Annotated in this window: 22 protein-coding genes and 2 tRNA genes; 3 read left to right on the top strand and 21 right to left on the bottom strand. The window is 61.5% G+C overall.

From position 1 onward, the window contains the following. Positions 1-60: 60 nt before the first annotated feature. The 15 genes from EII30_RS06050 to EII30_RS05980 all read right to left on the bottom strand — a co-directional run bounded on the left by EII30_RS06050 (position 61) and on the right by EII30_RS05980 (position 19,814). The gene (locus tag EII30_RS06050) at positions 61-555 is read right to left on the bottom strand and encodes a DUF501 domain-containing protein (RefSeq protein ID WP_124886429.1); all 495 of its coding nucleotides are present in this window, start codon (positions 553-555) and stop codon (positions 61-63) included. A 53-nt stretch (positions 556-608) separates the two neighbouring features. Further along, complete coding sequence (locus tag EII30_RS06045) at positions 609-1,103, bottom strand: septum formation initiator family protein (RefSeq protein WP_124886428.1); 495 nt, start codon at positions 1,101-1,103, stop codon at positions 609-611. Positions 1,104-1,159: 56 nt separating this feature from the next. Next, a complete protein-coding gene (gene eno / locus EII30_RS06040) occupies positions 1,160-2,440 on the bottom strand; it encodes a phosphopyruvate hydratase (RefSeq protein WP_124886427.1) in 1,281 nt (426 codons plus the stop codon). An 88-nt stretch (positions 2,441-2,528) separates the two neighbouring features. Further along, positions 2,529-3,833, bottom strand: coding sequence for a histidine--tRNA ligase (hisS, locus tag EII30_RS06035; RefSeq protein WP_124886426.1), 1,305 nt, complete (start codon positions 3,831-3,833; stop codon positions 2,529-2,531). A gap of 5 nt (positions 3,834-3,838) precedes the next feature. Further along, on the bottom strand, positions 3,839-4,507 hold the full coding sequence (locus tag EII30_RS06030; protein WP_124886425.1) for a MazG nucleotide pyrophosphohydrolase domain-containing protein: 669 nt from the start codon (positions 4,505-4,507) through the stop codon (positions 3,839-3,841). 154 nt (positions 4,508-4,661) lie between these two features. Next, positions 4,662-7,301, bottom strand: a complete 2,640-nt coding sequence (gene ptsP, locus EII30_RS06025; RefSeq protein WP_124886424.1) for a phosphoenolpyruvate--protein phosphotransferase — start codon at positions 7,299-7,301, stop codon at positions 4,662-4,664. Between the two features lie 2 nt (positions 7,302-7,303). Then, the gene (gene dhaL, locus EII30_RS06020; protein WP_124886423.1) at positions 7,304-7,936 is read right to left on the bottom strand and encodes a dihydroxyacetone kinase subunit DhaL; all 633 of its coding nucleotides are present in this window, start codon (positions 7,934-7,936) and stop codon (positions 7,304-7,306) included. Beyond that, the gene (dhaK, locus tag EII30_RS06015; RefSeq protein WP_124886422.1) at positions 7,936-8,934 is read right to left on the bottom strand and encodes a dihydroxyacetone kinase subunit DhaK; all 999 of its coding nucleotides are present in this window, start codon (positions 8,932-8,934) and stop codon (positions 7,936-7,938) included. Before dhaK ends, dhaL begins: the two co-directional genes overlap by 1 nt. 1,642 nt (positions 8,935-10,576) lie before the next feature. After that, positions 10,577-14,236: a transcription-repair coupling factor gene (mfd, locus tag EII30_RS06010; RefSeq protein ID WP_124886421.1), complete on the bottom strand. Its 3,660-nt coding sequence runs from the start codon at positions 14,234-14,236 to the stop codon at positions 10,577-10,579. Next, entirely contained in the window at positions 14,237-14,821 is a 585-nt protein-coding gene (gene pth / locus EII30_RS06005; RefSeq protein WP_124886420.1) for an aminoacyl-tRNA hydrolase, read from the bottom strand. Positions 14,822-14,965: 144 nt separating this feature from the next. Next, positions 14,966-15,562, bottom strand: coding sequence for a 50S ribosomal protein L25/general stress protein Ctc (locus EII30_RS06000; RefSeq protein ID WP_124886419.1), 597 nt, complete (start codon positions 15,560-15,562; stop codon positions 14,966-14,968). Positions 15,563-15,807: 245 nt separating this feature from the next. Then, positions 15,808-17,274 (bottom strand): NADP-dependent phosphogluconate dehydrogenase, encoded by a 1,467-nt coding sequence (gene gndA, locus EII30_RS05995; protein ID WP_124886418.1) that lies wholly within the window; start codon positions 17,272-17,274, stop codon positions 15,808-15,810. Between the two features lie 5 nt (positions 17,275-17,279). Next, positions 17,280-18,260 (bottom strand): ribose-phosphate diphosphokinase, encoded by a 981-nt coding sequence (locus EII30_RS05990; RefSeq protein WP_124886417.1) that lies wholly within the window; start codon positions 18,258-18,260, stop codon positions 17,280-17,282. Position 18,261: 1 nt separating this feature from the next. Beyond that, positions 18,262-19,698, bottom strand: a complete 1,437-nt coding sequence (gene glmU / locus EII30_RS05985; protein WP_124886416.1) for a bifunctional UDP-N-acetylglucosamine diphosphorylase/glucosamine-1-phosphate N-acetyltransferase GlmU — start codon at positions 19,696-19,698, stop codon at positions 18,262-18,264. A gap of 44 nt (positions 19,699-19,742) precedes the next feature. After that, positions 19,743-19,814 (bottom strand) — tRNA-Gln (locus tag EII30_RS05980). A gap of 102 nt (positions 19,815-19,916) precedes the next feature. On the opposite strand from EII30_RS05980, the gene EII30_RS05975 reads away from it, so the two are divergent. Continuing rightward, positions 19,917-20,447: a MarR family winged helix-turn-helix transcriptional regulator gene (locus EII30_RS05975; RefSeq protein ID WP_124886415.1), complete on the top strand. Its 531-nt coding sequence runs from the start codon at positions 19,917-19,919 to the stop codon at positions 20,445-20,447. Positions 20,448-20,454: 7 nt separating this feature from the next. On the opposite strand, the gene EII30_RS05970 is transcribed toward EII30_RS05975, so the two are convergent. From EII30_RS05970 to EII30_RS05960, 3 genes are all read right to left on the bottom strand, one after another. Next, on the bottom strand, positions 20,455-22,512 hold the full coding sequence (locus tag EII30_RS05970) for an amidase (RefSeq protein WP_124886414.1): 2,058 nt from the start codon (positions 22,510-22,512) through the stop codon (positions 20,455-20,457). 401 nt (positions 22,513-22,913) lie between these two features. Continuing rightward, positions 22,914-23,303: a hypothetical protein gene (locus tag EII30_RS05965; protein ID WP_124886413.1), complete on the bottom strand. Its 390-nt coding sequence runs from the start codon at positions 23,301-23,303 to the stop codon at positions 22,914-22,916. A 44-nt stretch (positions 23,304-23,347) separates the two neighbouring features. After that, positions 23,348-23,429, bottom strand: a tRNA-Leu gene (locus tag EII30_RS05960). 161 nt (positions 23,430-23,590) lie between these two features. On the opposite strand from EII30_RS05960, the gene EII30_RS05955 reads away from it, so the two are divergent. Both EII30_RS05955 and EII30_RS08905 read left to right on the top strand, forming a co-directional pair. Then, entirely contained in the window at positions 23,591-23,887 is a 297-nt protein-coding gene (locus EII30_RS05955; protein ID WP_124886412.1) for a helix-turn-helix transcriptional regulator, read from the top strand. 95 nt (positions 23,888-23,982) lie between these two features. Continuing rightward, positions 23,983-24,282 (top strand): hypothetical protein, encoded by a 300-nt coding sequence (locus tag EII30_RS08905; protein ID WP_158608672.1) that lies wholly within the window; start codon positions 23,983-23,985, stop codon positions 24,280-24,282. A gap of 123 nt (positions 24,283-24,405) precedes the next feature. Here EII30_RS08905 and rdgB read toward each other — a convergent pair whose 3' ends face one another. The 3 genes from rdgB to murI are packed head-to-tail and all read right to left on the bottom strand — an operon-like array spanning position 24,406 to position 26,716. Beyond that, positions 24,406-25,011 carry an RdgB/HAM1 family non-canonical purine NTP pyrophosphatase gene (gene rdgB / locus EII30_RS05945; protein ID WP_124886410.1) on the bottom strand — a complete coding sequence of 202 codons (606 nt, stop codon included), beginning with the start codon at positions 25,009-25,011 and terminating at the stop codon, positions 24,406-24,408. 2 nt (positions 25,012-25,013) lie between these two features. Continuing rightward, a complete protein-coding gene (gene rph / locus EII30_RS05940; RefSeq protein WP_124886409.1) occupies positions 25,014-25,751 on the bottom strand; it encodes a ribonuclease PH in 738 nt (245 codons plus the stop codon). 41 nt (positions 25,752-25,792) lie between these two features. After that, complete coding sequence (gene murI / locus EII30_RS05935) at positions 25,793-26,716, bottom strand: glutamate racemase (RefSeq protein ID WP_124886408.1); 924 nt, start codon at positions 26,714-26,716, stop codon at positions 25,793-25,795. Between the last annotated feature and the right edge of the window lie 23 nt (positions 26,717-26,739).

The raw sequence follows: 26,739 nt of genomic DNA, 5'->3' as shown, positions 1-26,739 counted from the left end.
TTCATTCTGCGCATAAAACGCAGGTCTAAAGAACATCACAGAATAATCTTATCGCTCTTTTTAACTCATTGCCACACTCGCGAAATCGCTCTTCGCAAGCGCAATATCGCCAATCGGGTTAACGCCCGGCCCCGCGGCAAGCGCGTGCCCGATCAGAGCGTGTAAACACTTCACCCGGACGGGCATTCCGCCGGCGCTAATCCCGGCGATCTCGGGAACCTCGCCAACCGTTTCCCGGTCAGTGATGAACGCCTCGTGGGCGCGCTGGTAGTGAGCGCGCAACTCCTCATCGGATGCGAGCAGCTCGTTTAGCTCGTCCATAAACCCGGCCGCCTCCAACCGGGACGCCGCGGCAACCGCGTCCGGGTGGCAGAGGTAGTAGAAGGTTGGGAAGGGCTCGCCGCTCTCCAGTCTGGGCGCGGTCGCAACAACAACCGGGTCCCCGCTAGCGGTGCGGGCAGCAATCCCAACAACACCGCGCGCCTGCCTGCCAAGGTACTCACTAACCTTGGCGATGTCGGTTTCTGTTGGCGGGTCATAAGGAGGACGAGGCATATTATCTTTCGGATCTAATCTTGGTCTGTTAAATACTCGTGTTGGTCTGTTAGCTACTCGGTTTCGGTCGAGTCTGACCCCGCAGGGTCTGAAGCGGCTGGGTCGGACGCTGCCGGATCCGCCGCGGTGCCGGCGATCAGTACCGACGACAGCAGGCTCTCTGACCAACGATAATCTACCCTGGTGAGCTCCGGGGTGCTCTTCTGCTCAGCCTCGGGCGGCAGCATAATGTCGTTAATCACGCCGAGCTGCGACTCCCCCGGCATAACATAAAACAGCCGGTCACGCGCCTGCGCCCGCACATATGCCGGGTCTTCCCAGCGCTCCCGATCCGCCTGCGCCTTGGTCACAGCCTCCTGGGTTTTTGCAACCTGGGCACGCAGGTCGTTAATCTCGCGCCGCTGCTGCAGGAAGGTGCTGAGCGTCGGACTGATGGTGATAACACCGAGCACCAAAATCCCAACCAGCGCCAGCGTGTAACCGCCGAAACGGAGGCTGCTGATCCACTCCCGGACATCCGCCCAGGCACTGTTTTTAGTTTCGGTCATCAGCTCACCCCCGTTTCGGTCTCAGTTTTGCTCAGCGCGGTTAGCGCGGTGCGTCGCTACGCGCTGAAGCGTGGGAACGCGGCGCTGCCAGCGTACTCCGCTGCTTCGCCCAGCTCCTCCTCGATGCGCAGCAGCTGGTTGTACTTCGCCACTCGCTCGCTGCGTGCGGGCGCACCGGTTTTGATCTGACCGGTCTCGAAAGCAACAGCGAGGTCGGCGATTGTGACGTCCTCGGTCTCACCTGAGCGGTGTGACATGATGGTGCTGTAAGAGTTGCGCTGAGCCAGCTTAATCGCGTCAGCGGTCTCGGTCAGTGAACCGATCTGGTTAACCTTCACGAGCAGTGAGTTGCCTGCGCCGGCTGAGATACCCTCCGCGAGACGCTCCGGGTTGGTGACAAACAGGTCGTCACCGACGAGCTGTACACGGTGGCCGAGCTGCTCGGTGAGCTGTGTCCAGCCCTCCCAGTCGTTCTCGTCGAGCGGATCCTCAATCGACACAAGCGGGTATTTAGTGATCAGCTCTGCGTAGTAGTCGATCATTTCAGCGGCGGTGCGCTCTTTACCCTCGAAGTGGTAGACACCGTCCCTGTTGAATTCGCTGGAAGCGACGTCAAGCGCGAGCGCAATATCGCGACCCGGGGTGAATCCGGCACGCTCGATCGCGGTCTGTATCAGGTCCAGCGCCGCAGCGTTGTTTGGCAGGTCTGGCGCGAATCCACCCTCGTCGCCGAGAGCGGTTGCGAGTCCCTGCTCCTTCAAAAGCGCCTTCAGTGAGTGGTAAACCTCAACACCCCAGCGCAGCGACTCAGAGAAGGTTTCTGCGCCGATTGGCGCGATCATAAACTCCTGAATATCAACGCCGGTGTCTGCGTGAGCGCCGCCGTTAATAATGTTCATCAGCGGCACCGGCAGGGTGCAGGCGGTTGGGCCACCAATGTAGCGGAACAGCGGCAGATCCGCCGCCTGCGCTGCAGCGTTTGCAACCGCGAGGCTAACACCGAGGATCGCGTTAGCGCCAAGCTTCTCTTTGTTGGCGCTACCGTCTGCTGCGATCAGGGTCTGGTCGATAAGGCGCTGGTCGTCTGCCGGCAGCCCCTCAATGGCTGGGCCGAGCACGTCATAAACAGCGGTCACAGCCTGCTGCACACCCTTGCCGAGGTAACGGTCTTTATCACCGTCACGTAACTCATAGGCTTCGAACTCACCGGTTGATGCGCCCGAAGGCACAGCAGCACGCCCAGCTGACCCGTCTGACAGCGCAACCTCAACCTCAACGGTTGGGTTACCCCTTGAATCTAGAATTTCACGCGCGATTACCACGTCAATGAGTGCCACGGTGAGGTCCTCCTTAAATTAACTGTTCGGTTTACAATTCAAGTCTATATAAGTTTTTCGGCTCCGGGTGGATCCGCCAGCTGCGTATTTACCCAGCGAGCGGGCGAATCTCAAGGTCCGCTGCCCCCGCGGTTTCGGCGCGCACAGCGGCCGTGTGGGTTACCCCCTCAGCCGCCAGATTGCTTAACAGCGCCTTCATGTTCTTTTGGCGCCAAACAATCCGCACGGTTTTACCGGCGTCAAGCAGTTCCCGCTTCAGCGCCAGCAGCTGGAAAGCGGGCAGGTCTTTGTCGCTGATCAGCGCAACCACCTCGGCATCGGAGCTGCTCGGCAGCTCAACCAGCTCCATGATCCGCTCAAACCCGATTGAGAAACCAACCGCCGGCACATCCTCGCCAAGGAAACGACCGATCATGCCGTCGTAGCGACCACCGCCGCCAACGGAGCTGCCACTGCCCGGGTGCGCAATCTCGAAGATTGTGCCGGTGTAATAGCCCATGCCGCGCACGAGTGTCGGGTCGAAACAGAGTGTCACACCGGCTGGCAGCCCGGGGGTTACCGCCTGTGCCAGCTCGTCAAGGTGGGCCGCAGCCTCACTCGCAACACCCTCCGGCAGCACAGCCGCGATTGCCTCAGCGTTCAAAGGAGCACCGCCTGCGACGGTTGCACCAGCCTGCTCGAAGCGGGCAAGCACGCGACCGATCTCGTCAGCCGCCTCCGGGTTCTGTTCGGCAAGCTCAGCAACAACGCCCTCCGCACCGATTTTGTCGAGCTTGTCGACCGTGATCAGCGCCGCAGCGTGCTCCTCCTCACTAAACCCGCAGTGGTTGAGCAGTTCTGTGAGGATCCGTCGGTCATTTACGCGGATCGCACAGTCCTGCAAGCCGAGCGCGTCAAGCGCCTGGGAGGTTGCGGTGATCAGCTCAGCCTCAGCGAGCGCGGATCCCTCACCGATAATGTCAATGTCACTCTGCACGAACTGGCGGTAGCGGCCCCGCTGCGGCCGCTCGGCACGCCACACCGGCCCAATGTGGATGGCACGGAAAACACCCGGCAGCTGCGCCCGGTTAGTTGCGTAGTAGCGGGCAAGCGGCACAGTCAGATCGAAGCGCAGGCCGAGATCGGTGAGCGAGTCGGTTGACTCGGCTGCTGCTGCGTCGCTGAGATCCTGGCCGGTGAGACCGCGTTTCAGGATCGAGAACGACAGTTTTTCGTTGTCGCCGCCGAGCCCCGAGTGCAGTCGCCCAAAGTCTTCAACAGCCGGCGCCTCAATCTCGGTAAAGCCGTGGCTACGGTAAACCTCACGAATGATGTTGAGTGCACGCTCTCTGCGGGCTTTTTCGGCGGGGAGAAAATCGCGCATTCCGCGCGTTGCGTTTACCTTTTGAACCATACTCTCTATTTTGCCATGTTTGTTTTTGCGGCGCTGCTCTCTAACTGCCGCAGCTGTTGACGCAGTTCTCTGTCAGGATCCACACCCGCCGCCCTCGCAACCATCACCGTCTCTAGCAGCACCTCGCCGACGCCACCCTCGGTTTTGGCGACCAGGTCGACAACCCGTTTCGAGGTGTCGCTCGCGGGCAGCTGGGTGAGGAGTTTGGCGCTGCGCACCCGGTCAACCATTTTGCTCGCCCGAGCGAGCGTTGGCATCGCGGTTGGGATCCCCTCAAAAACACCGCGGCTGCCCGGTTTTTGCCCCGATGCGGCGGCTTTTAGGTTCTCCCACTCGGCCTCCAGCTCGGCGCTTGTCATATACCCACGGTCGCCGAACACGTGCGGGTGTCTGGCGCGGAGTTTCGTGTCGAGCCGCTCAGCGACTGCGGCAAAATCGTAGCCCTCGCCGTCACGCTCGGCGATGGCGCAGTGGAACAGCACCTGATAGAGCAGGTCCGCGAGCTCCTCAACCCGCTCAGCGGCGGGCCTGTCACTCTCCACCGTCTCAACAAACTCGGCGGTCTCCTCAACCAGGTAGGGCAGCAGCGACTCGTGTGTCTGTTCTGCGTGCCAGGCGCAGCCGCCGGGGTTAACCATCTGTCGCACTGTTGCCACTGCTGCTAGCTCTGTCATGATCTGCTTTTCGTTTTATGGATCTTAGGGGTGTCTTCGGCTTCGCGGTTTAGGCCGCTGCTGCTAAGATTTTCGCTGGCACCGCACACTGCCCTGCGCGATGCCAGCGAAGCTTTAACGCCTATACCCGAGTATCCTACGCTACCCGCGCAAGCTACCCGAGCAGCTCTGCCGCTCGCTGCCGTGCCGCGGACGGTGACTGTGCGTTACACGCCGCCTCCGCCGCACGCTGACAGTCCGCGAGCGAGGTTTCGTTCACGGCAGATCCAACCAGCGGCACCTGCTGCGGCGACATGGAGAGGCTGTTGACTCCCAAACCGACGAGCACTCTGGCGAGCAGCGGATCCGCCGCCGCCTCGCCGCAAACACCAACCGGTCTGCCGGCTGCTAGCCTGCCTATCTCGCGGATCATGCGCAGCACCGCTGGCTGCCACGGTGTGTTGAGGTGGGCGAGCTCGGTTGCTAGCCGGTCGGCCGCCATTGTGTACTGGGTGAGGTCGTTGGTACCGATACTGACGAAGTTAATGTGCTCAAACAGCTGGTCTGTGATGAGCGCCGCCGCCGGTGTTTCAACCATCACACCAACCTGTTGCAGGCCGTGTTCACGCGCGAGCGAGGCAAACTCTGCCGCTTCCTCAGTTGTTGAGATCATCGGCGCCATAACCCACGGCGTCACACCGGTTGCCGCCGCCGCGGCCGCAATCGCCCGCAGCTGCGTTGTCAGCACCTCGGGATAGTTGTCGGCTGTGCGGTAACCGCGCACCCCGAGCGCCGGGTTTGCTTCAGCGTCTGGCGTAACAAACGGCAGTGGTTTATCAGACCCAGCATCGAGTGTGCGGATCACGGCCTTGCTGCCTCTAAAATGCTCCAGCACCGCGCTGTAGACGGCGATCTGCTCGTCAAGGCTTGGCGCGGTTTGGCGGCCGAGGAAACAGAACTCGGTGCGGAACAGTCCGGTGCCTCGCGCTCCCCGTTCAACGCCGAGCGCCGCGTCCGCGGCCTTCCCAACGTTCGCGAGAATGTCCACGCTGTAACCGCAGCTGGTTGCTGCCGGGGCGGTGAACGGCGGCAGATCCGCCAGGTTTTGTGCGCTCCGGCGAGCAGTTTTTTGTTCCGCCTCGCTCGGCCCAATCAGCACCTCGGCGCTGTCACCGTCAACCAGCACGGTATCGCCGGTTGCGATCCGCTGGTATGCGGACGGGTCAACAACCGCCGCAATCCCGAGCGCCCGGGCAATAATTGCGGTGTGGGAGGTTGGTCCGCCCTCACCGAGCACCATGCCTATGCAGGTTTGTGGATCAAGCACCGCCGTGTCGGCAGGGGCAAGGTCCCTGGCAACCAGGATAAACGGCTCCCCCGGTTCTGGGATGCCCGGCGCCGGCTGCCCGGTTAGCTCTGCAACAATCCGGTTGCGCACGTCCCGTACATCGGTCGCTCGCTCGGCCAGCTGTCCGCCTGCCTCAGCGTAGTTGGCCGCGAGGTCAGTGAGAACTTCCCAGACGGCGCGTTCCGCGGTGAGACCGACAGCGAGTTTGGGCGCTGCCTCCTCCGGGATTAGCGGATCGGCCGCGAGTTTCGCGGTTGCTGCGACAATCGCGGCCGCTTCTGGATCGTTTACCTGCCTTGTTTCAAGCTGTGTGACAACGGCGCTAATCGCCTCCCGCAGACGGTCTGTTTCTGTGGCCGGGTCTGGTCGGGTTGCGGCTGGTTCTGCCGGTGGCTCAGTAACCGACTCAGCCATGCGCTGTGCCGTTGCGGTCACCCTGCCGGAGCTGACGCCGATTGCGCGAGCGGTTTTAGTCGAACGCGAGGGCTCGCTAGCGTCGCGGTCTGCACCGGTTTGCTCGACGGCTGGACCAGCACCGGCTGTTGAATCAGCGGCGGCGGCTGAATCAGCGACTTGACCTGCACCGGCTGTGGCGGTGTCTGCTTCGCCGAAGCCGCTCGCGATCAGCTCGACCAGCTGGGCAACAGCCTCGGCTGCTCGCTGCTGCTGCACGGTGGTATCTGCCTGCCGGGAATCGTCTGCCTGTGCTGCGTCAGCTAACTGGGCTGTGGTGGTTGCGGCAACCGTCACACTGTCATCGGCTCGTGTGCCGAGCGCGGCAACCGCGAGCGGGCTAAGCAGGTTAGCGATCCGCTCGTCACCGGTCTTTTTGTGTTTCGCAGCGACCGTGAACGCGAAGCCTGTGGCTGTGTTCAGCTCGCCTGCGAGTTCCGCAAGCTGCGCAGCCGGTCTGGCGTGCAGGCCAGCCGGGTTAATCAGCGTAACCGTGGAGCTTGCCAGTTCAATCTTCTCGGCAGACTGCGCGGCTTTCGGCGCGTGCAGCTCGGCGGTCAGGTCGATGTGCACCTCACGGGTCCGGTCAGCGCCGGCACTCTCCGGCAGCTGCCCGAGCTGCTCCTGTTTGCCGAGCAGCGCACCGCGGGCTTCCACGGCAACCTCGTCGACGCTGCCGCCGGTTGCGGCGCGCACAACGGCGGCGAGCAGTCCCTCAACGAACGGCGCGGCGACGATTTCGACGCGCGCGTCCGGGTCGGGCAGAAACTCAAGCGCCATCTCTGCGGAGAGGATCGCGGACCCCAGGTCAACGAGCACAACTGTGCCGTCCCCGTTTTCCACCTCGGCGATTGCCTCTGACACCGCAACCGCGTCCGTTCCAAAACCACCGTCCGCTGTTCCCGCGGCAACCGCGAGCGGCGGCTGCTCTCCCGAGATCATCTGCAAAGCAAGATCTCGTGCAGCCTCCGCAAGCGGTTTACTGTGTGAAACAGCAACAATTCCGACGGTCATCGCTAGGCTACCGCCGCCGCGAGTGTCTCAAACAGAATCGCGGTTGAGGCGCTGCCCGGATCAATGTGTCCGGCGCTGCGCTCTCCCAGGTAGCTGGCTCGTCCCTTCTTCGCCACAAGCGGTTTGGTTGCGTCCTTCGCGGTGGCCGAGGCAACAGCGGTCTGCTGCAGAGCGGTTTTAAGATCCGCACCCCCGTCAAGCTGTGTTTTCAACTCTGCGAGCGCTGGCACCAGCACATCAACCATGGTTTTATCGCCGGGTTCTGCCTTGCCTCGCGCCTGCACACCGTTCACGCCCGCCTCCAAAGCAGCGAGCAGCGCGGCACCGTCAAGCTCTGTCACATCGCCCGCGGTTGTGCCGAAACGCAAGAACAGTGTGCCAAACAGCGGCCCGCTCGCACCACCGACGGTGCTAACGAGTGTCATGCCGACCGTTTTACCGAAAGCACTCACGGTTGCTGGTGGATCCGCCAGCAGCTTCTCGGCGGCGGCGGTTGTGCCGCGTGCCATGTTACTGCCGTGATCCGCATCGCCAATCTCAGCGTCAAGCGCGGTCAAATACTCGCGATTCTCGTTGATCACGTCACGGAACTTAACAGCCCAGTCGTTCAGCTGTGCAAGGGTTAGTTTGCTCATTAGTTACCCCACTTCAGGGCTGGGGTGTTAACGGCCGCGTCCCACAGGGCGATCTTCTCTTCGTCAGCCTTCATCACGGTGAGTGAGCAGCCTGCCATGTCAAGCGCGGTGATGTAGTTGCCGACGAGGTTGCGGACAACCCGGATGCCCTTCTCGGCGAGCAGTTTCGCAACCTCACCGTAAACCAGGTAGAGCTCAATCTGCGGGGTTGCGCCCATACCGTTAAGCATCACAATGGTCTCTGACCCGGCAAAATCGTAGTCTGAGGTGACCGCGTTAACAATGTGCTCGGCAATCTCGGCGGCGGTTTTCAGTTTCGCGCGCTCGCGGCCTGGTTCGCCGTGGATCCCGACACCCAGCTCGATCTCATCCTCTGGCAGGTCGAAGGTTGGGTGACCAACAGCCGGCACAGTACAGCTGGTGAGGGCAACACCGTAGGAGCGAGCGTTGTCGATAACGCTCTGCGCAATCTCGGTGACCTGCGCGAGATCCTTACCGGCGGCGGCTGCAGCGCCCGCGATCTTTTCAACGAACACGGTTGCACCAACACCGCGACGGCCAGCGGTGTATAGGGAATCCTGCACCGCAACGTCGTCGTTAACAATAACCGTTGCAACCTCAACACCGGTTTCGGCGTTTGCGAGCTCAGCGGCCATTTCAAAGTTCATCACATCGCCGGTGTAGTTCTTGACGATCTGCAGCACACCAGCGCCGCCGTCAACGCCGGTGATCGCGGCAGCAACCTGGTCAGGGGTTGGTGAGGTGAAAACCTGGCCAGCTACAGCGGCATCGAGCATTCCCACACCAACGTAGCCTCCGTGGAGGGGCTCGTGCCCGGATCCACCACCGGAAATCAATGCAACCTTGCCCGCCTCAGGAGCAGCAGCGCGGAACACGATCTGGTGATCGAAATCCACCCGCAGCTCCGGGTGTGCGGCCGCAACACCGTGTAGGGCGTCAACAACAACACTGTCTGGATCATTGATTAGTTTTTTCAAGGCGATCTCCTTAACTGATGCCGATGGAAGCGCGTGTATTAGCGCACTTCAATTCTCTCGCACTGCACTGGAAAACATCTTAGAAATCGGCGTGTTTTTAAGCACCCAAAAACACCCCTAAAGAGGCATAAAAACGACTAATGACCGGAGATAAAAGCGATACCTACGGTATGCAGCTAGCACTAACATAAGCCGGATATGATGGAGAGTTACCGCGCCTGAAGCAGGGCTCTAAAGCAGGATCCCGTAACAGGCGCATCAGCAAACCCGAACAGGAGCGACCGTGTCAAACATCGAAAAGCGGCAGCCAGCCGTCATCAAACGGGCAGGTAATCGCGGCGGCCAGAGCACCAAAACAACCCAGCACCTCACGGTTTTCGGTGAGAGCGAGAGCGGCAAGTCGTCGCTGCTGCGCGCCTTCTACGCCCACTCAAAAGCGGCAGCTCAGGGCGGTAACGGGTTTCTGCACTACAGTTTCGAGGTTGCGGATCCGGCCGTCGCCGCGCTTTTGGAGCGCACCCAGCAGCACTCCCCAGCGGGCGCGGCAAGGTATGAGGCACCGCCAGCCAGCGCGCAGCGGGTAGCCCCCGCTCCGCCGGAAACACAGGCGCCACAGCCAACAGCGGCTCAGCAACCAGCCACCGCGCAACAGCCGGCCCCCGCGCCACTGCAGAGCGCAACCCAGCCAACCGAGTACGGCTTCACCTACCGCTTCCTCACCCAGCTGCAGGCAGACACGAAACCGTCAGCTGTTGCGCTGAACCTGGTGTGGCACGACTACCCCGGCAGCTGGTTTAGCGCCGTCGGCACCCACGCCCAGCAGCAGCTGCACAGCTTCCAGGGCCTGCTCAGCTCCGATGTTGCGCTGCTGCTGGTTGACGGCGCTAAACTGCGCGATAATGCGGGGCAGGAGGACCGCTATCTGAAACCGCTCTTCCAGAACCTCACCGAGTCGCTCACCCGGCTGCAGTCGGAGCTGTTCCCGCGCGGTAAAAAAACCAACAGCTTCCCGCGCACCTGGGTTATCGCGCTCACCAAAGCAGACCTGCTGCCGGGAACCGACGTGTTTGACTTCACCAACACGGTAAAACAGCACGCGGCCGCCGAGCTGGAGGGTCTGCAGCAAACGATTGCGGGCTTTGTTAACGCCCCCGAGGCAACCTCAATCGGTGAGCACTTCCTGATCTTCAGCGCCGCACCAGGCTCGACCGCACCGGGCTCGGCAGGGGCTGGCGGATCCACCCCGGGCAGCGCGCCCGCGGGAGCACCGGGCAACACCATCAGCGGTGTTGAGCTGCTGCTGCCGCTTGCTTGCCTTGTGCCGCTGCAAAACCAGGTAAAGTGGGCGAAACGCAGCGCCAACTTCAAGAAAACGCTGGAGCTTGCGGCCAAAAACAGCGGCACGATTCTGCAGGTGCTCGGGCCGATCGTCTCGAAGCTGCCGGTGCCGCCGCTGCTAACCCCGATTAAGAAGCTGCTGGGCAGTATTGTGCTGAAGAAAATCGGTGACGCAATCGCCGATAAACCGCTGAAGTCGCTGCAGGACTCCCGTGCCCAGTCGCTCGCCCACCACGACTATCTGCGCGCGGCCGTTAGCGAGTTCCAGATTAGGCTGCAGCAGGCGACCGTCGAGTGCCGCTACCTAAACCTTGGCGGCGGGGGCGGATACGCCAGCAAGCAGCTCGCTAAAAAGCGACTCAAACAACCGGTCAAGCCAGGCAAGCAGGTCTCCGTCGGCGGCCTTATCAGCGCCCCGATAAAGGCGATCAAGCGGACTCGTGGCTAGCCCCGGTGTGCCGGTTAGCGCCGGCGGCATCGGCACCAGAATCAGCCCGTTTTCGCTGTAGCTCGATCCCGGATAGAGGCGGTTTAACCGCACCTGTTTCGAGTCGGGCAGTTTCACCGCGTCGATTCGCAGCTGGTCGTTGAGCACGCTGATGCGGCTGATACCGAGCTTGGCTGCCTTCCGTCTAAGCCTTGCGAGCGCCGCCAACTGCTCCACCTCTTTTGGCGGATTGCCGTAGCGATCGGTGAGTTCTTCGAGCACGAGGGTGACGTGATCCGCCTGGGCACCGGGGTGTGAGGCGGCACCGAACTTCTGGTATGCCTCAAGCCGCAGACGCTCACTGTCGATGTAGCTGTCGGGGATTTTGATAACAACCGGCAGTTCGACGGTGAGATCCTGTGAGCTGTGCACCTGCTCGCCCTTAAAGGTGTCAACGGCCTCGCCAATCAGCCGCAGATACATGTCAAATCCGACACCGGCGATGTGCCCCGACTGTTCGCCGCCTAGCAGGTTGCCGGCGCCGCGAATCTCCAGATCCCGCAACGCCACCTGCATTCCGCTGCCGAGCTCGTTGTGGGTTGCGATGGTCTCGAGCCGCTCGTGCGCGGTCTCGGTGAGCACCCGGCTCGGATCGTAAAGGAAGTAGGCGTAGGCGCGCTCGCGGCCGCGACCCACCCGGCCGCGCAGCTGGTGCAGCTGGCTGAGCCCGTATTTGTCGGCGTTGTCGATAATAATCGTGTTCGCGTTTGCAATATCAAGCCCGGTCTCAACAATGGTTGTGCAGACCAGCACATCGTATTTCTTCTCCCAGAAATCAACGACGACGCGCTCCAGCTCCGACTCGCTGAGCTTGCCGTGAGCGACAGCAACGCGCGCCTCCGGCACCGCCTCAGCGAGCTCACGCGCAACCCGCCCGATTGAGGCAACCCGATTGTGCACATAAAAAATCTGTCCCTCACGCAGCATCTCGCGGCGGATCGCGGCGGCTGTCTGCCCCAGATTGCGCGGCCCCACAAAGGTTAGGATCGGATGCCGCTCCTCGGGTGCGGTTGCGAGGGTTGACATTTCACGGATCCCGGTCACCGCCATCTCGAGGGTTCTCGGGATCGGGGTTGCGCTCATCGCCAGCACGTCAACGTTGGTTTTCAACTGTTTCAGGGCGTCCTTGTGTTCAACGCCGAAACGCTGCTCCTCGTCGATAATAATCAGGCCGAGATCGCGGTATTTAACGTTCTTTGCGAGCAGGCGGTGGGTACCGATAACAACATCAACGGTGCCGTCTGCGAGTCCCGCAATAACCTCTCTCGCCTCTTTATCGCTCTGGAAACGGCTGAGCGCTTTTAAGCGCACCGGGAATCCGGCGAAGCGGTTTTGGAACGTCTCAAAGTGCTGTTTCACCAGCAGCGTGGTCGGCACCAGAATCGCAACCTGTTTGTTGTCCTGCACCGCCTTAAACGCCGCGCGCACAGCAATCTCGGTTTTACCAAACCCGACATCACCCGAAACCAGGCGATCCATCGGCATCTGCCGCTCCATATCGCGCTTCACCTCGGCGATCGCGGTCAGCTGATCGACTGTTTCAACGTACGGGAAGGCGGCCTCCAGCTCGTGCTGCCAGGGGGTGTCGGGCGCGAAGGCGTGACCTTTTGCTGCGGCCCTCGCCGAGTAGAGTTTCACCAGCTGCACAGCAATATCGCGGACCGCCTTGCGTGCTTTCTTTTTTGTGTTCGCCCAGTCGCTGCCGCCGAGCTTCGAGAGCGCGGGCGCCTCACCGCCAACATAGCGTGACAGCTGCCCGAGCTGGTCGATCGGAATATAGAGCTTATCCGCCGGCATCCCCCGCTTGCTCGCCGCATACTCGAGCACCAGGTACTCGCGCTCCGACTTTTGTCTGCTGCCCCGGCCACCAACGGTCACCTGTTTCTTCGTCAGCGAGACAAAGCGACCAATACCGTGGTGGTCGTGCACAACATAGTCGCCGGGTTGCAGCTGCAGCGGGTCAACCACGTTTTTGCGGCGGCGGATCCCGGCCCGCTGTTTCGGGGCGGTTTCGCTGATGTGCCGACCAAAAAAGTCTGCTTCGCTGAGCAGCAGCAGCTGTTCGGTTTCAAAACCGTTGAGGCTGTTAGCCTGCGCAACCTGCGCAACACCGGACTGTTTCAGGTTGTCGTCGGCAGCGGTTGCCGGCACCTGCTGTTCAAGCAGCAGCTCCAGCGCACGCTCTGCCGCGCCGCTCGCACCGGCAGCAACAATAACCTGTTTACCGTTTGTGAGCGCGTCCCGAATCTGCCCGGTTTGAAACTCAACCGCGTCAACCCCCGGCGGAACAGCAGGGATCGCGGCCGCAGAAACCGTTACCGCCAAACTGTCAGCAGACTCGGCCTCGTCCGCCTTCTCCTCAATCGCGAACGGTGAAATCGTGTGCCACACACCCGACTGAGCGAGCGCCTGTTTCACCGCCGGGAGGGTTAGCATCCCCGATTTTTCCCCCGTGTTAATCACAGTCTGCTGCTCAATCTGCTCAGCGCTGCCGGCCGCAGCATCCCAGGCTGCGCGCAAAAACTCGGCGTTTGTTTCCGCCAGCTGCACCGCACGCGCCAGCACCCGCTCCGGTGCAATCACGGCGACGGTGCTGTGAGGCGGCAGCAGCTCAGTGAGCGCGGCCATGTCGGTGACCAGCAGCGGCAGCAGGCTTTCCATGCCCTCGCAAACAATCCCGGCGCTGATTTTTTCGAGCAGTTCTGTGTGCGGATCCCCCGCCGCCAAAAGCTGCTCAGCTCGCTCCCTAACCTCCTCGGTTAGCAGCAGCTCACGTGCAGGCCAGAGCTCGGTCGCCGTTAGCTGGGTTTCTGTGCTGCGCTGATCCGCCACCGCGAAATTGCGGATCTCGTCAATCTCGTCGCCGAAGAAATCGATCCTGACCGCCATATCTGCCGCTGGCGAGAAAACGTCGAGGATACCGCCGCGTAAGGCAAACTCGCCGCGCTTGGCGACCAGGTCAACGTGTGTGTAGCCGAGAGCGGTGAGTCTTGCGGCGATGTCGGCGGGCGGAGTGTCGGTGTCTCCGACGCTCAGGTTTAGCGGTGAGGCGGCGGCCGCAAACGGTGAGATGCTCTGCAGCACAGCGCGCACGCTCGCGACTAGAATCAGTGGTTTTGCGCTCTTGTCCTGCTGTCTAAGCCGGTTAAAAACAACCGCGCGAGCGCCGACGGTTGCCGCCGCCGGGCTCAGTTTTTCGTGCGGCAGTGTCTCCCAGGCGGGCAGTTCAAGAATGTCGGCGTCCGGCTCAATCGAGCTGAGCGCAACCCGGTACTGTTCCGCCTCTCGGCTGGTTGCCGCGATTATCAGCAGCGCACCGCCGGGGTGTTTCTGTCGGCGCTGCCGATAGAGGCCAGCGAGCAGCGCGGGGCGCAAGCCCTCGGGCGCAATAAAGTTGGTGTTCTCTGCGGAGTACGCGAGCGCGTCGGCAAAGTCTGGCTGCTGGGCGAGAATCTCGGGTAGCTGCTGCAGTCCCATCTACTTCACTCTCCCGTGGAACCGCTGCTGGGCGGCGGTCAGCCCCTCCTCAATCACGGCAACCGCTGCGTCGGCGGCGTCGCTGACCAGCAGCGGCAGCGCAGCCTGTTCAGTCTTGTTGAATGGTGTGAGCACGAAAGCGGCCGGATCCCCGCTCCCGGGCGGCCTGCCAATTCCGATGCGCACGCGGGTAAAGTCCGGTGTTTTCAGTGAGGCGGCGATGCTGCGCAGGCCGTTGTGGCCGCCGTGTCCCCCGCCGTTTTTTAGTTTCACGGAGTCGAACGGAATATCCAGTTCGTCGTGCAAAACAATCAGCCTGTCAACCTCCAGTCCGTAAAAACTGAGGATTTGGCTGACCGGTCCGCCGCTCAGGTTCATAAAGGAGTTGGGTTTCACCAGGATCAGTTTCGGGCCGCCCGGTCTGAGCCACCCCTCAGCAACCCGGTTGTTGGTTTTGTGCACCTGGAATCGTGACCCGATCTGTGAAGCCAGTTCATCAACCGCGAGCTGCCCAATATTGTGCCTGGTTGCCTCGTACTTCGCTCCGGGGTTTCCAAGCCCCACAACCACCCAGGTTTCAGACACGATACTCCTTAGACTGTTTTGTTTGTTTACTGCCCGTCGCCACTAAAAACCCGCTGTGCCGGTTTAGCTCAGTGTAAACCAACACAGCGGGTAAATAATACTACACGGATCGCCGCGGGTTAAGCGGCTGATCCAGCGTCGGCTTTACTCTGCCTCTGCTGCTGCGGCCTCTTCAGCTGCCTCGAAGTCGTCATCGTCAGCCTTCTGAGCGATCACAACGTTAACGAGCAGCTCGTCTGCGCCGGTTACCAGCTCAACGCCGTTTGGCAGCTCCAGGTCACCAGCGGTGATCTGGCTGCCGTCGGTTTTGCCGTCAACGTTCACCACGAAGTGCTCTGGGATGTCGGTTGCTGGAGCGCTAACGAGAACTGTTGCAAGCTCGTGCAGCACGGTGGTGCCTGGGAATGGGTCACCCTCAATGGCAACAGGAACCTCAACCTCAACGGTCTCGCCGCGGCGAACGATCAGCAGGTCAACGTGCTCGATGGTCTGGCGTACAGCGTTCTTCTGCACATCCTTCACCAGTACAAGCTCCTTTGAGCCGTCGATCTCGAGTGACACGAGAGCGTTTGGGTGACGAACGATCAGGCTGAGCGGGTGGGTCTCTACGCTGTAGTGGCGTGGAGCCTCACCGTGGCCGTAAACAACAACCGGGGTTTTGCCGGCTACGCGCAGTTTGCGAGCGGTTCCCTTACCGAAGGTCTCGCGTGGTTCAGCAGCAAGGTTAAATGCGTTGCTCATTATTCTCCTTATCGGGCTTGGCGCCCTAATTTTCTCTAGTCCGTGGTGACTCTGGCTGTAATCTGACTAGCACGCATACCACAGGTATTGGGGCGCCCGCGTCGATAACGGAGTGCACACAGGGGTGCCTCCCTCGCCGAAGTACCTGAACAGTTTAGCACAGCGGCCGCCGGTGGCGCAGTGGAGGGATCCGCACGCCGCCCAGCTGCAGCAGCTACCGGCGATCCACCGCTGGCGCTGCCCGCCTAGCTGAGCTGGGTTTCGGTGCGGCTTCCCGACCAGTCGGTGTGGAATACGCCGGGGCGATCCACTCGACCGTAGGTGTGAGCGCCAAAGAAATCGCGCTGCCCCTGAATCAGCGCCGCAGGCAGTCGCTCAGCGCGCAGCCCGTCATAGTAGGCAAGCGCCGCGCCGAACGCCGGAGCCGGCACCGCGTTGTTTACAGCGGCGGTGACAACCCGTCGCCACGCCGCCTCAGCACCCCGCAGCGCCTCAGCGAAGAACGGGGTTGCGGCGAGCAGCTGCAGCTCCGGCTCGTTACGGAAGGCGTCGGTTATGCGATCCAGGAAGGCTGCGCGAATAATGCAGCCGGCCCGCCAGATTGACGCAACAGCGCCCTGGTCGATCTGCCAGCCGTGCGCTGCGGCAGCGTCCCGAATCACGTCGAAGCCCTGCGAGTAGGCGATGATTTTGGAGGCGTAAAGCGCCTGGCGCACATCCTCAATAAAGCTCTGTTTTGCCGCCGGATCCGCTATCGCCGTGGCGCTAACCCCGCCGCGCAGGGGCTCGGCCGCGATCCGCTGCGCAGGCTGTGATGACAGTCCGCGCGCAAAAACCGCCTCCGCGATCGCGCTCACCGGGGTGCCGAGTGACAGCGCCGCCTGCACCGTCCAGGTGCCGGTGCCCTTCTGCCCCGCCTGGTCGACGATGATGTCGACGAGGGGTTTGCCGGTTGCCGGATCCACCTGGGCAAGCACCTCGGCGGTGATCTCAACCAGGTAGCTCTCCAGCTCGGTGCTGTTCCACTGCTTAAACACCTCGCTGATCTCGGCGGGGGTTAGTCCCGCAACCGAGCGCAGCAACTGGTAGGCTTCGGCGATCAGCTGCATATCGGCGTATTCGATGCCGTTGTGGATCATCTTCACAAAGTGCCCGGAACCGTCCGCGCCAATGTGGGTGACGCACGGGGTGCCGTCGGCTGCGCGAGCCGCAATCGACTCAAAAATCGGTCCAACGGTGCGGTATGACTCGGCTGGCCCGCCAGGCATAATGCTCGGGCCGTTCAGCGCACCCTCCTCGCCGCCGGAGATGCCAGCGCCAACGAAGTGGATCCCGCGCGCAGCAACCGCTTTTTCGCGGCGGATCGTGTCGGTGTAGAGCGCGTTTCCGCCGTCAATAATGATGTCGCCGCTCTCAAACACCTCGCACAGCGAGTCAATCACCGCGTCGGTTGCGGATCCGGCCTGCACCATAATAATCGCGGTGCGGGGTTTAGCGAGGGTTGCCGCGAACTCGGCGATTGTCTCGGTGCCAATCAGCTGCGCCTCGGGATGGGCTGCCAGCAGCTGCTCGGTTCTGTCGTGGGAGCGGTTGTAGACCGCAACCCGGTTGCCCTCGCGGCTGGCGAGGTTGCGCGCCAGGTTTGCGCCCATCACGGCGAGGCCAACAACCCCGACGTTTGCGGTTGCGGGAGTGTTTGCTGCGTCAGTCATCTGGTTTACGCGGCCCCGTCGAACATGCTGGTTACTGAGCCGTCCTCGAACACCTCTTTAATCGCCTTCGCCAAAAGCGGCGCGATTGACAGGACTGTCAGCTTGTCAAAGCGCTTCTCGGGGGAAACCGGCAGGGTGTCGGTAACAACCACCTGGTCGATGTGATCCGCGTTCAAAACCTCCGGTGCCTTACCCGAGAAAACCGGGTGGGTTGCCGCGATGGTGACACCCTTGGCGCCGTTTTTAACGAGCGCCTCAGCGGCTTTCGCGATTGTGCCGCCGGTGTCGATCATGTCGTCAACCATCAGACACCAGCGGTCTTTCACGTCACCGACGATGTCGTGCACGCTCACCTGGTTTGCAACCTTTGGATCGCGGCGCTTGTGAATAATCGCGAGCGGCGCACCCAGCTGGTCACTCCAGACGTCGGCAACGCGCACGCGGCCCATGTCGGGTGACACAATGGTGAGGTCGTCGCGGCCAGCGAACTGCTCACGGAAGTGCTCCAGCAGCACCGGCATCGCAAACAGGTGGTCAACCGGGCCGTCGAAGAAACCCTGAATCTGTGAGGCGTGCAGGTCAACGGACATAATCCGGTCGGCTCCGGCCGCCTTAAACAGGTCAGCAACCAGGCGGGCAGAGATCGGCTCACGGCCGCGCCCCTTCTTATCCTGCCTGGCATACGGGTAGAACGGCGCAACCACGGTGATGCGCTTGGCGGAGGCACGCTTCAGGGAGTCAACCATAATCAGCTGCTCCATCAGGTGCTCGTTAATGTTGCCGACGTGTGACTGCAGAACAAAAGCGTCGGTTCCTCGCACACTCTCGTTGAATCGCGCGTAGATTTCACCGCTCGCGAAGGTTCTCGCATCGGTTGATAAAACCTCAGCGCCCAGCTCCTTGGCAACATCCTCTGCCAGTTGCGGATACGCCCGCCCAGAGATCAGCACCAGCTTTTTTTGCCCAGCTTTTTCGATTGCACCCATTTTAGTTTTTCTCTCCGTTTGCGGCAGACGCTGCATCTGCCGAGGTTGTTCCCGGTCGGTTCTGTTGCACCCAGTTCGGGGTGTTGCGTTGCGGCGCAACACTCAACGCTAGAGCGCCCGCCGGAACATCTTTGCGCACAACCGCACCCGCTGCGGTGTAGGCACCGGCACCGATCTCAACCGGTGCCACAAGCACACTCTTGGAACCAACCCGCACCTCGTCACCGATCACGGTGCGGTGTTTCTTAACGCCGTCATAGTTGGCAACGATTGTTCCCGCACCCAGATTGCTGCCGGATCCGACCTGTGCGTCACCAACATAGCTGAGGTGCGGCACCTTGCTGCCGGCACCGAGCTGTGTGTTTTTCAGTTCAACAAAAGCGCCAACCTTCGAGTTCTCGCCAAGCTCCGAGCCCGGACGCAGGTAGGCGAACGGCCCAACCGTCGCGCCTGCGGCAATAACCGCGCCGTTAACCTCGGAGCGCAGAACTGTTGCTCCTTCACCAACCGCGGTGTTTGCGATCGTGGTTGCTGGCCCAACAATCGCGCCCGCCGCAACCGTGCTGTTACCGAGCACAAAACTGCCGGGCAGCACGGTGCTGTCTGGTGCGAGAGTTGCGGTGACATCGATGTATGTTGTGGCCGGATCCACAATCGCAACACCCTCTCGCTGCAGCCGCCTGCAAACCCTGGCATTTAGCTCGCGGCCCGCATCAGCCAGCTGCGCCCTGTCGTTAACGCCCGCAATAACCCACGGGTCGGTTGTGAGTGTCGCACCGACGATGCCGCCGCCCGCGAGAATCACCGCCGCAGCGTCGGTTAGGTATTTTTCACCCTGTGCGTTGTTGGTGTCGATCTGCGCGAGCGCTTCAGTTACCGCGCTGCGTTTAAAGACGTAGATGCCGCCGTTGATCTCGGTGACTCGCCGCTGCTCGTCAGTCGCGTCTTTCTCCTCAACAATGCCGGTGACAGCGCCGTCCGCGCCGCGCAAAATCCTGCCGAGACCGGTTGGATCCGCAAAAATCGCCGAGAGAATGGTCATGTCTCGCGCGTTGTCGCTGTGGTCGGTAAGCAGCTGGCCGAGGGTGACCGAGTCGATCAGCGGCACATCACCCGAGAGCACGACAACGGATCCGTCAAAATCTGCGGGGATGGCGGCGAGCGCCTGCTCAACCGCGCGGCCGGTTCCGGGGATCTCATCCTGATCCGCTAACAGTGTCTGCGGCGCAAACTCGGTGATTGCCGCCGCAACCCGCTCACGCTCGTGGCGCACAACCGCGACAACGTGTGCCGGATCCAGCTCGTAGGCTGTTGCGAGAACGTGTTCGATCAGCGACCTGCCGCCGATGCGGTGCAGCACCTTGGGAAGTGCTGACTTCATGCGGGTTCCCTGGCCCGCGGCGAGTATAACTACGGCGACTTTCGAGTTTGAGCGCATAAAACCTGCCTTAGTGCGAACCGATATATCTGATGCTTCAGCAGCTCCGCCCCTAGGATTCGAACCTAGACTTTACAGCTCCAAAGGCTGCCGTGCTGCCGTTACACTAAGGCGGAATATGCATACGAAAGTAGGCACGATATCTATTTTGCCAGAAAATCAACATCAGCATTAACTCCGCTAACATTTTTCTAAAAATCGCTGGCAGAATTGAGAGTATGAGCAAACACGACGAAACAGAGCGGATCTTAGAGCAGTGGGCCGAGCAGCGCCCCGACCTGGATCTTGATCCGCTGGCGATCTTTTCTCGTGTTGGCAGGATCACAAAACAGCTCAACCGCGCAAGACAGCAGGCGTTTGAGAGCAGCGGGCTAGAGCTGTGGGAGTTTGATGTGCTCGCGGTTTTGCGCCGGCTTGGATCCCCCTACCGCGCCAGCACCAGCTTCCTGGTGCGAGAAACCAAGGTGTCTAGCGGGACGATGACGAACCGGATCGACCGGATGTGCGGGCGTGGGCTGGTGCAGCGGGTTACCGATCCGAACGATGGCCGCGGGGTTTTGGTTGTGATGACCGCGGACGGGCTCAACCGCGTGGATACCGCGCTCACCCACCTGAGCACCGCCGAGACGCTGCTTTTGAAGGGGGTTACCGCCTCAGAGCGGGCACGCCTAATCACCCTGCTGCGGAAGCTCGCCGTCAGCGTTGAGGTGCACGGCGATGAGGCGGTTGCGGTAAACAACGCCGAGTAGAGCCGGGCTAGAGCTCAACCTCGCAGAAGTCTGCCGCGAAGCCGCCCTGTTCCTCGTCAAGCGCCGAGGCGGTTGCAACAACCAGCAGCGGCTGCTCGGGGTTGATGCCGGAGTCCTGCGGCGGAAGCACACCGAAGGCGTGCCACTTCTCGTCGGTGATATCCACCGCGAGCGCTGTGCCGTTAACGGTCACCTCAACCACGCTGTCGGCGGTTACCTCACCCCAGACGGTGACCGCGATAGCGCCATTGTGGGCGGTGTTGTTTTCGCCGCCGCTGATGCTGATGCTCGGGGCGGGATCCGCACCAGCACCGCCAGCCGCAGCGCCACCAGCGCCGCCAGCCGCACCAGCACCGTCGGCCGCGCGCCGCGCATCCGCCAGGTCGATAATGTCGGCGTCCTGCTCGGGCGCGAACTGCGGGGTTGGCCGTTCCGAGGCCGCGTCCAGCGCGCCCGCGTAGCTGAGCAGTTTCGCATCCTGGTAGGCGGCGCCCGCAAAGGTTACGCCAACCGGCACACCGGTGTCTGCCATCTGCCCCATTGTGACGGTGACGCTCGGGATCCCGAGGTGGCGCAGCGCATAGTTACCGTTGGAGAACAGCACACCGTTTGTCCAGGTGTGATCGTTTGCCTGCTGGTCGCTCTCGGAGTCGGCCGCACCAACATCCGCGTTCGCCGGGAACACAACCGCGTCGTAGCCGTTTTCTGTCAGCCAGTTCTCAAACAGGGTTTCGCGCAGGCTCACCAGCGCGTTCAGGCCCGCAGCAAAATCGTGGTTGTCGCGCGGATCCGCAATCCCCTCTTTTGCGTAGGCGACGACGGCGCGGTAGCGGTTCTCGTAGTCTGGCACCTCGTCGTAGCGGTCGGGCAGGGTTCCCTCCCAGAGCGGGAAGATTGTGTCGGGGTTGACGCTCGCGAGGTCCGGGATCGCTGGATCCCCGTTCGCCCTCAGGAAATCGTCCCAGCCGAAGGCGAGGAAGTGGTTGAACTCGGTTGCCATCCAGTCGTCCGGCAGAACCCCGAGCCGGTCGATGTTCTCGCCCGCGGGTTTATCTCCCTCGTACTGTTCAATCAACGGGAAGTTGCTTTCCACAACTGTTGCGCCCAGCGACTCCAGCTGTTTTCGGGTCTGCTCCCAGAGGGTTAGCACGCTGTCGCGCACCGCGATCGGGAAGTTTGGATCCTTACCGAGATACATTCTTGGCACCGCGAGGGTTTTCCCGCGCAGCGCGTGCTCATCAAGCAGCTCAGTGTAGTCTGCTGGCCGGAGCGTGCTCGCGGGTGGGATCGCAACCACCCGCTGGTGTCGCCAAAAATCACCGCGGGTGTTGTCGTCGTCAGCAACCAGCGCGTTTAGCACGTGCAGCATGTCGGGGATGCTGCGGGTGTGCGGCACAACCACATCGCGCGCCGGGAAGAGCGGCCAGTTGCCGCGGATTGAAATAATTCCCCACGATGGTGTGTAGGCGCAGAGGCCGTTGTTTGATGCCGGGCTTCGACCGGATGACACGGTCTCCTCACCCATTCCGAACACCGCGAAGTTTGCCGCGGTTGCCGCGCCGGATCCATTAGAGGAGCCGGATGCGTAGGCGGCAGCGAGGTAGGCGGTGTTGTAGGGGTTTTCTGCCCTGCCGTAAACACCGCGCTGCATTCCACCGTCAGCCATCGGCGGCATATTGGTTTTCCCGATCAGCACCGCTCCGGCGGCTTTTAGCTGCGCAACCGAGAAGGCATCCCACTGCGCGACGAGACCGGCGAACGCCGGGGATCCGCTCGCAACCGTCAAACCCTGCACCATATAGGAGTCTTTGACCGTGAACGGCACACCCTCAAGCGGGCGCGGGTTGCCCGCTGCCCAGCGCCGGTCAGACTCGGCGGCCTGCGCAAAAACCTCCGGGTTGAGCGCAATAACCGCGTTAATGGCGGCGGCGGATCTGTCAAAAGCACCGATCCGGTTCAGGTATCTCGCCACAACGGCAACAGCGCTAAGCTGCTCCTCCCGGTAGGCGTTGAGCAGCTCGTCGATTGAGATCTCGTAGAGGTTTAGATGGGTTGCCTGTGTCACGGTTTAGGTCCTTTCCTGCTAAGCAGTCTAGCGCAAAAATGACCCCGGATAGCCGTGTTTCACCCGGTTAGCCGCCGTTATGCGCGGGCGGCGAAGAAGCTTATCTGTCGGCACCGGGTGGTTTGCGCTTCCCCTCAGCAGCGCAAACCGCCCGCTGTGCTTTTACCTTGCAGTAGTTGCAAGCCATTATCAAAAGTGAAACCCACACTTATTGATAACGAATCTCATTTTATCAGCTGTTGCCGAAACCGCCAAGCATCGGCCGTAACTTTTTGTCACACAGGCACCGGGCAGAAAAGATTTCAAGCCTTTCAGGGCGTTATTTGGTGGATCCACCAGCGCCGCCGAGCGGGGTTAGCCGCCGAGCGGCGTTAGATGCCGAGGGGCTATACGCCAAGAAACTAGATGCCGAGCGCAACCAGCAGCGAGCTAACCGTCAGGCCGAGCATCAGCGGCAGCATCAGCGCCTGCTCTCGCTTCGAATTGGAGGAGAGATTACTGAGCAGACCGAGCGTGATAAACACGAAAACAACCCAGGCGGCAAACCCTGCCCAGAATCCGCTAAACAGCTGCAGCACAGCAACCCGGTTGAGCACGAGCACAACAAACACGAGGTAGATCAGCACCGAGATTACGGAGCTGCGTCGCAGTTTTGGTGAGAGCTTGCCGGGGGTTTCACCGCCCCAGAGGTAGGCGCCGAGTGGGGCGCCGGCGATTGCCGCCACTTGGATTATGGTCAGGATCGCAACAAAAGCACAAAAAACCCACGCGGCAACTACTGAAACTGGCATGTGGCAAGTTTAGCAGGTGCGCTAGATCACCAGAAAATAACCGGTGCGGAAGGAGAGACTTGAACTCTCACGCCTTGCGGCACAGGAACCTAAATCCTGCGTGTCTACCAATTCCACCACTCCCGCGCTCCATAAATCATAGCAGGTTTTGGGGTGGTGGTTAGAGGGTGAACAAACCCGGTCAGCGAGGGCGGATCCACCCGGTAACTAATCTAAATGATAATGACTAGCAGAAGCGATTAGATAAACATATTGCAATGTTTTTATATGTGTGGTTAGATGGGTGTATGCAAACAGAAAAGCACAGTCAGCACCTGATTGACGCCGCAGCGCTGTTCAAGCTGCTCGGTAATGAATCAAGACTGCAGATAATGCTCCTGCTTGCAGAGCGTGAGCACACGGTCAGCGAGCTTGTTGCGGTAACCGGGATGAGCCAGCCACTAATCTCACAGCACCTGCGGGGGCTAAGAGAGGGCGGACTGGTGAAAACCACCAGAAGCGGCAAGTCCATAAGCTACAAGGTCGCAGACAGCCATGTTGCTCACGTTATAACCGACGCAGTTGAGCACGTCTCTGAACACTAGGGAGCGCGAGAACCCGATCGCGCGGTGTCCTACTGCGTCACACTATCCCCTCTAACCGAAACAGCACCACGAACCAAAACCAAGAGGAGCAAGCAATGTCAACTGAAACCCACACACCAAGCGAGCACACAACCGCCGACCACGCACACGGTGAGGGCTGCGGCCACGAGGCAGTGCAGCACGGCGACCACGTCGACTACCTGCACGACGGCCACCGTCACGCCGCTCACGAGGATCACTACGATGAGCACGATGCGCCAGCTGAGCACAGCCTCAGCGAGCACACCCACGGCGAGGACTGCGGCCACGAGGCAGTGCAGCACGGCGACCACGTCGACTACCTGCACGACGGCCACCGTCACGCGGTTCACGGCGACCACTACGACGAGCACTAAACCGCGCGAGCGCAAGATTGTTTAAGCGCTAGCCATAGGTTAAACGAAGGCCGGTGCCCCACCGTTTCGGGAGGAGCACCGGCCTTTTCGTGTCTAGAAGCGCGGCACCGGCTCAGCGCGGGTCTAGCCCAGCTCCGCAACCAGCTGCGGCAGCAGAGCCTGAAACGCGCGACGGCGGTGAGAGAGCTGATTCTTAAGTTCTGGATCCAACTGGGCAGCGCTCACCTCATAGCCCGCAGGCTGGAAGATCGGGTCGTACCCGAACCCGTGCTCCCCCGCGGGCTCACGCAGCAGCGAACCCTCCCAGCGGCCGAGCACCGCAATCTCACGCAGCGACCCGTCCGGTTGCGGGATCACGGCAGCCGCCGCACAAACAAACTCCGCCTGCCGCTGACTGTCTGCCAGGTCAGAGATCTGCCACAGCACCAGTTCCAGGTTGTCTCTGTCGCTGCGCGCCGGTCCCGCCCAGCGGGCAGAGAAAATCCCGGGGCAGCCGTTAAGCGCGGCAACGCTGAGTCCGCTGTCGTCCGCGATCGCGGGTTTGCCGGTGCGTTTCGCGCACTCGCGCGCTTTAATCAGCGCGTTTTCGGTGAAGCTGAGCCCGTTCTCAACCGGCTCCGGCCCTTCATCGCCGCTGACGGTTACACCCGGCAGCTGCGGTTCCAAAATCGCGCTGAGCTCAGCGATCTTGTGGGCGTTACGGGACGCCAAAAGAATCTCAGTGGCCACGGCTACTCCCCTATCGCTCGCTGCTGCGCCACGGTCAGATCCGCCGCCCCGGCAACCGCCAAATCTAGCAGCGAGTTCAGCTCGTCACGGTTAAACGGCGCACCCTCAGCGGTTCCCTGCACCTCAACAAAATCACCCGATCCGGTGACGATCACGTTCATGTCGGTCTCCGCTTTCGAGTCCTCAACATACGCGAGGTCGAGCAGCGGCACACCGTCCACAATCCCGACGGACACAGCGGCAACCGAGTCGGTTAAAACCTGCGCTTTCGCCGGGATCACACGCTGCTCCTTCGCCCAGGCAACAGCCTGCTGCAGCGCCACATACGCGCCGGTGATCGCGGCGGTGCGGGTGCCGCCGTCCGCCTGCAAAACATCACAGTCAATCACGATCGTGTTCTCACCGAGCGCCGCAGTGTCAACAACCGCCCGCAAACTACGCCCGATCAGCCGCGAAATCTCGTGGGTGCGACCGCCGATCTTCCCCTTCACAGCCTCTCGCTGCATTCGCTCGTTAGTGGATCGCGGCAGCATCGCATACTCCGCGGTCACCCAGCCGGTTCCCCCGCCGGTCAGCCAGCGTGGAACACCCTCCGTGAAGGACGCGGTGCACAGCACCTTCGTCTTACCGAAGCTGATCAGCGCCGAACCCTCGGCCTGCTCGCTCCACCCAACCTCGATTGTTACCGGACGCAGCTGGTCCGCCGCTCGTCCGTCTGCTCGCACCTGATTTGCTGACATAGCGTTACCTCTCGCCGTAAATAAACCGTTGTCTCTAAAACCTAATCACCGTCGGGCCGCTCAGCACCATCGAGCCGCTCAGCACCGTCGGGCCGCTCGGCCTCGCCTGCGGACCCGGCAGGAGTGCCCGGATCCACCACCGCGCCATCGCCCAACGTCAGCGGCGAAACAAGCGGCGCATCGGTGCGCAGCATCTGCTGTGCGAGCGCCTGGAACCCGGCAATGTCTGAGCCCGTGGTTGTGTAGTGGATCGTCGCGGGTGTGGCGCTGTTTGTGCGCAGCAGCTGTTTATCGCGCAGCACCCGATAGACCTCGTTCGCGGTTTCGGTGTCGCTGCTGACAAGCGCAACGTTCGGCCCGGCCACCTGCCGGAGTGCACCACGCAGGAACGGATAGTGTGTACAACCGAGCACGAGCGTGTCAATGTCGTTGGACAGCAGCGGCTGCAGATAGTCGGCCGCAACCTCCTCAACCTCGGCTCCGGCGGTGATGCCCGCCTCAACCAGTTCGACAAAGCGCGGGGTTGCCCGGGTAAACAGCTTCACCTCGGGGTTGATCGCAAAAAAATCATTGTAGGCGCGGGACCTAACCGTGGTTGCGGTGCCGATTAACCCGATCCGCCCGTTACGACTGAGCGCGATTGCGTTGCGAACGGTCGGCGCGATCACCTCAACAACCGGCACCGTGTAGCGCTCGTAGGCGTCCCGCAAAACCGCGGCGGATGCTGTGTTGCAGGCGATCACGAGCATTTTCACACCCCTGGCAACGAGCGCGTCGAGGATCTCCAGCGAGAACTTGCGCACCTCCTCGATTGGGCGCGGGCCGTAAGGGTTTCTCGCGGTGTCGGCCGCGTAAATAATCGACTCGTGCGGCAGCAGGTCGCGGATTGCGCGCGCAACCGTCAAACCGCCAACCCCGGAGTCAAACACCCCGATTGGCAGGTCGCAAAGCGCTTTTTCAGTCATAGCAACAATTCTAGAGCACCGTC

It is taken from the genome of Leucobacter sp. OH1287, assembly GCF_003859945.1.
In the GTDB taxonomy this organism is placed as follows: domain Bacteria; phylum Actinomycetota; class Actinomycetes; order Actinomycetales; family Microbacteriaceae; genus Canibacter.
Note: the sequence above shows the minus strand (reverse complement) of the source record. Positions and strands in the feature narration are given on the sequence as shown.

What these genes read in the sequence shown, in the direction of transcription:
- EII30_RS06050 (WP_124886429.1), bottom strand. Translation starts at nt 555, where the DNA reads ATGCCTCGTCCTCCTTATGACCCGCCAACAGAAACCGACATCGCCAAG.
- murI (WP_124886408.1), bottom strand. Translation starts at nt 26,716, where the DNA reads ATGACTGAAAAAGCGCTTTGCGACCTGCCAATCGGGGTGTTTGACTCC.
- mfd (WP_124886421.1), bottom strand. Translation starts at nt 14,236, where the DNA reads ATGGGACTGCAGCAGCTACCCGAGATTCTCGCCCAGCAGCCAGACTTT.
- EII30_RS05955 (WP_124886412.1), top strand. Translation starts at nt 23,591, where the DNA reads ATGCAAACAGAAAAGCACAGTCAGCACCTGATTGACGCCGCAGCGCTG.
- EII30_RS08905 (WP_158608672.1), top strand. Translation starts at nt 23,983, where the DNA reads ATGTCAACTGAAACCCACACACCAAGCGAGCACACAACCGCCGACCAC.
- EII30_RS06000 (WP_124886419.1), bottom strand. Translation starts at nt 15,562, where the DNA reads ATGAGCAACGCATTTAACCTTGCTGCTGAACCACGCGAGACCTTCGGT.
- dhaL (WP_124886423.1), bottom strand. Translation starts at nt 7,936, where the DNA reads ATGAGCAAACTAACCCTTGCACAGCTGAACGACTGGGCTGTTAAGTTC.
- hisS (WP_124886426.1), bottom strand. Translation starts at nt 3,833, where the DNA reads ATGGTTCAAAAGGTAAACGCAACGCGCGGAATGCGCGATTTTCTCCCC.
- ptsP (WP_124886424.1), bottom strand. Translation starts at nt 7,301, where the DNA reads ATGACCGTCGGAATTGTTGCTGTTTCACACAGTAAACCGCTTGCGGAG.
- EII30_RS05975 (WP_124886415.1), top strand. Translation starts at nt 19,917, where the DNA reads ATGAGCAAACACGACGAAACAGAGCGGATCTTAGAGCAGTGGGCCGAG.
- gndA (WP_124886418.1), bottom strand. Translation starts at nt 17,274, where the DNA reads ATGACTGACGCAGCAAACACTCCCGCAACCGCAAACGTCGGGGTTGTT.
- glmU (WP_124886416.1), bottom strand. Translation starts at nt 19,698, where the DNA reads ATGCGCTCAAACTCGAAAGTCGCCGTAGTTATACTCGCCGCGGGCCAG.
- EII30_RS05990 (WP_124886417.1), bottom strand. Translation starts at nt 18,260, where the DNA reads ATGGGTGCAATCGAAAAAGCTGGGCAAAAAAAGCTGGTGCTGATCTCT.
- EII30_RS06030 (WP_124886425.1), bottom strand. Translation starts at nt 4,507, where the DNA reads ATGACAGAGCTAGCAGCAGTGGCAACAGTGCGACAGATGGTTAACCCC.
- EII30_RS06045 (WP_124886428.1), bottom strand. Translation starts at nt 1,103, where the DNA reads ATGACCGAAACTAAAAACAGTGCCTGGGCGGATGTCCGGGAGTGGATC.
- EII30_RS05965 (WP_124886413.1), bottom strand. Translation starts at nt 23,303, where the DNA reads ATGCCAGTTTCAGTAGTTGCCGCGTGGGTTTTTTGTGCTTTTGTTGCG.
- rph (WP_124886409.1), bottom strand. Translation starts at nt 25,751, where the DNA reads ATGTCAGCAAATCAGGTGCGAGCAGACGGACGAGCGGCGGACCAGCTG.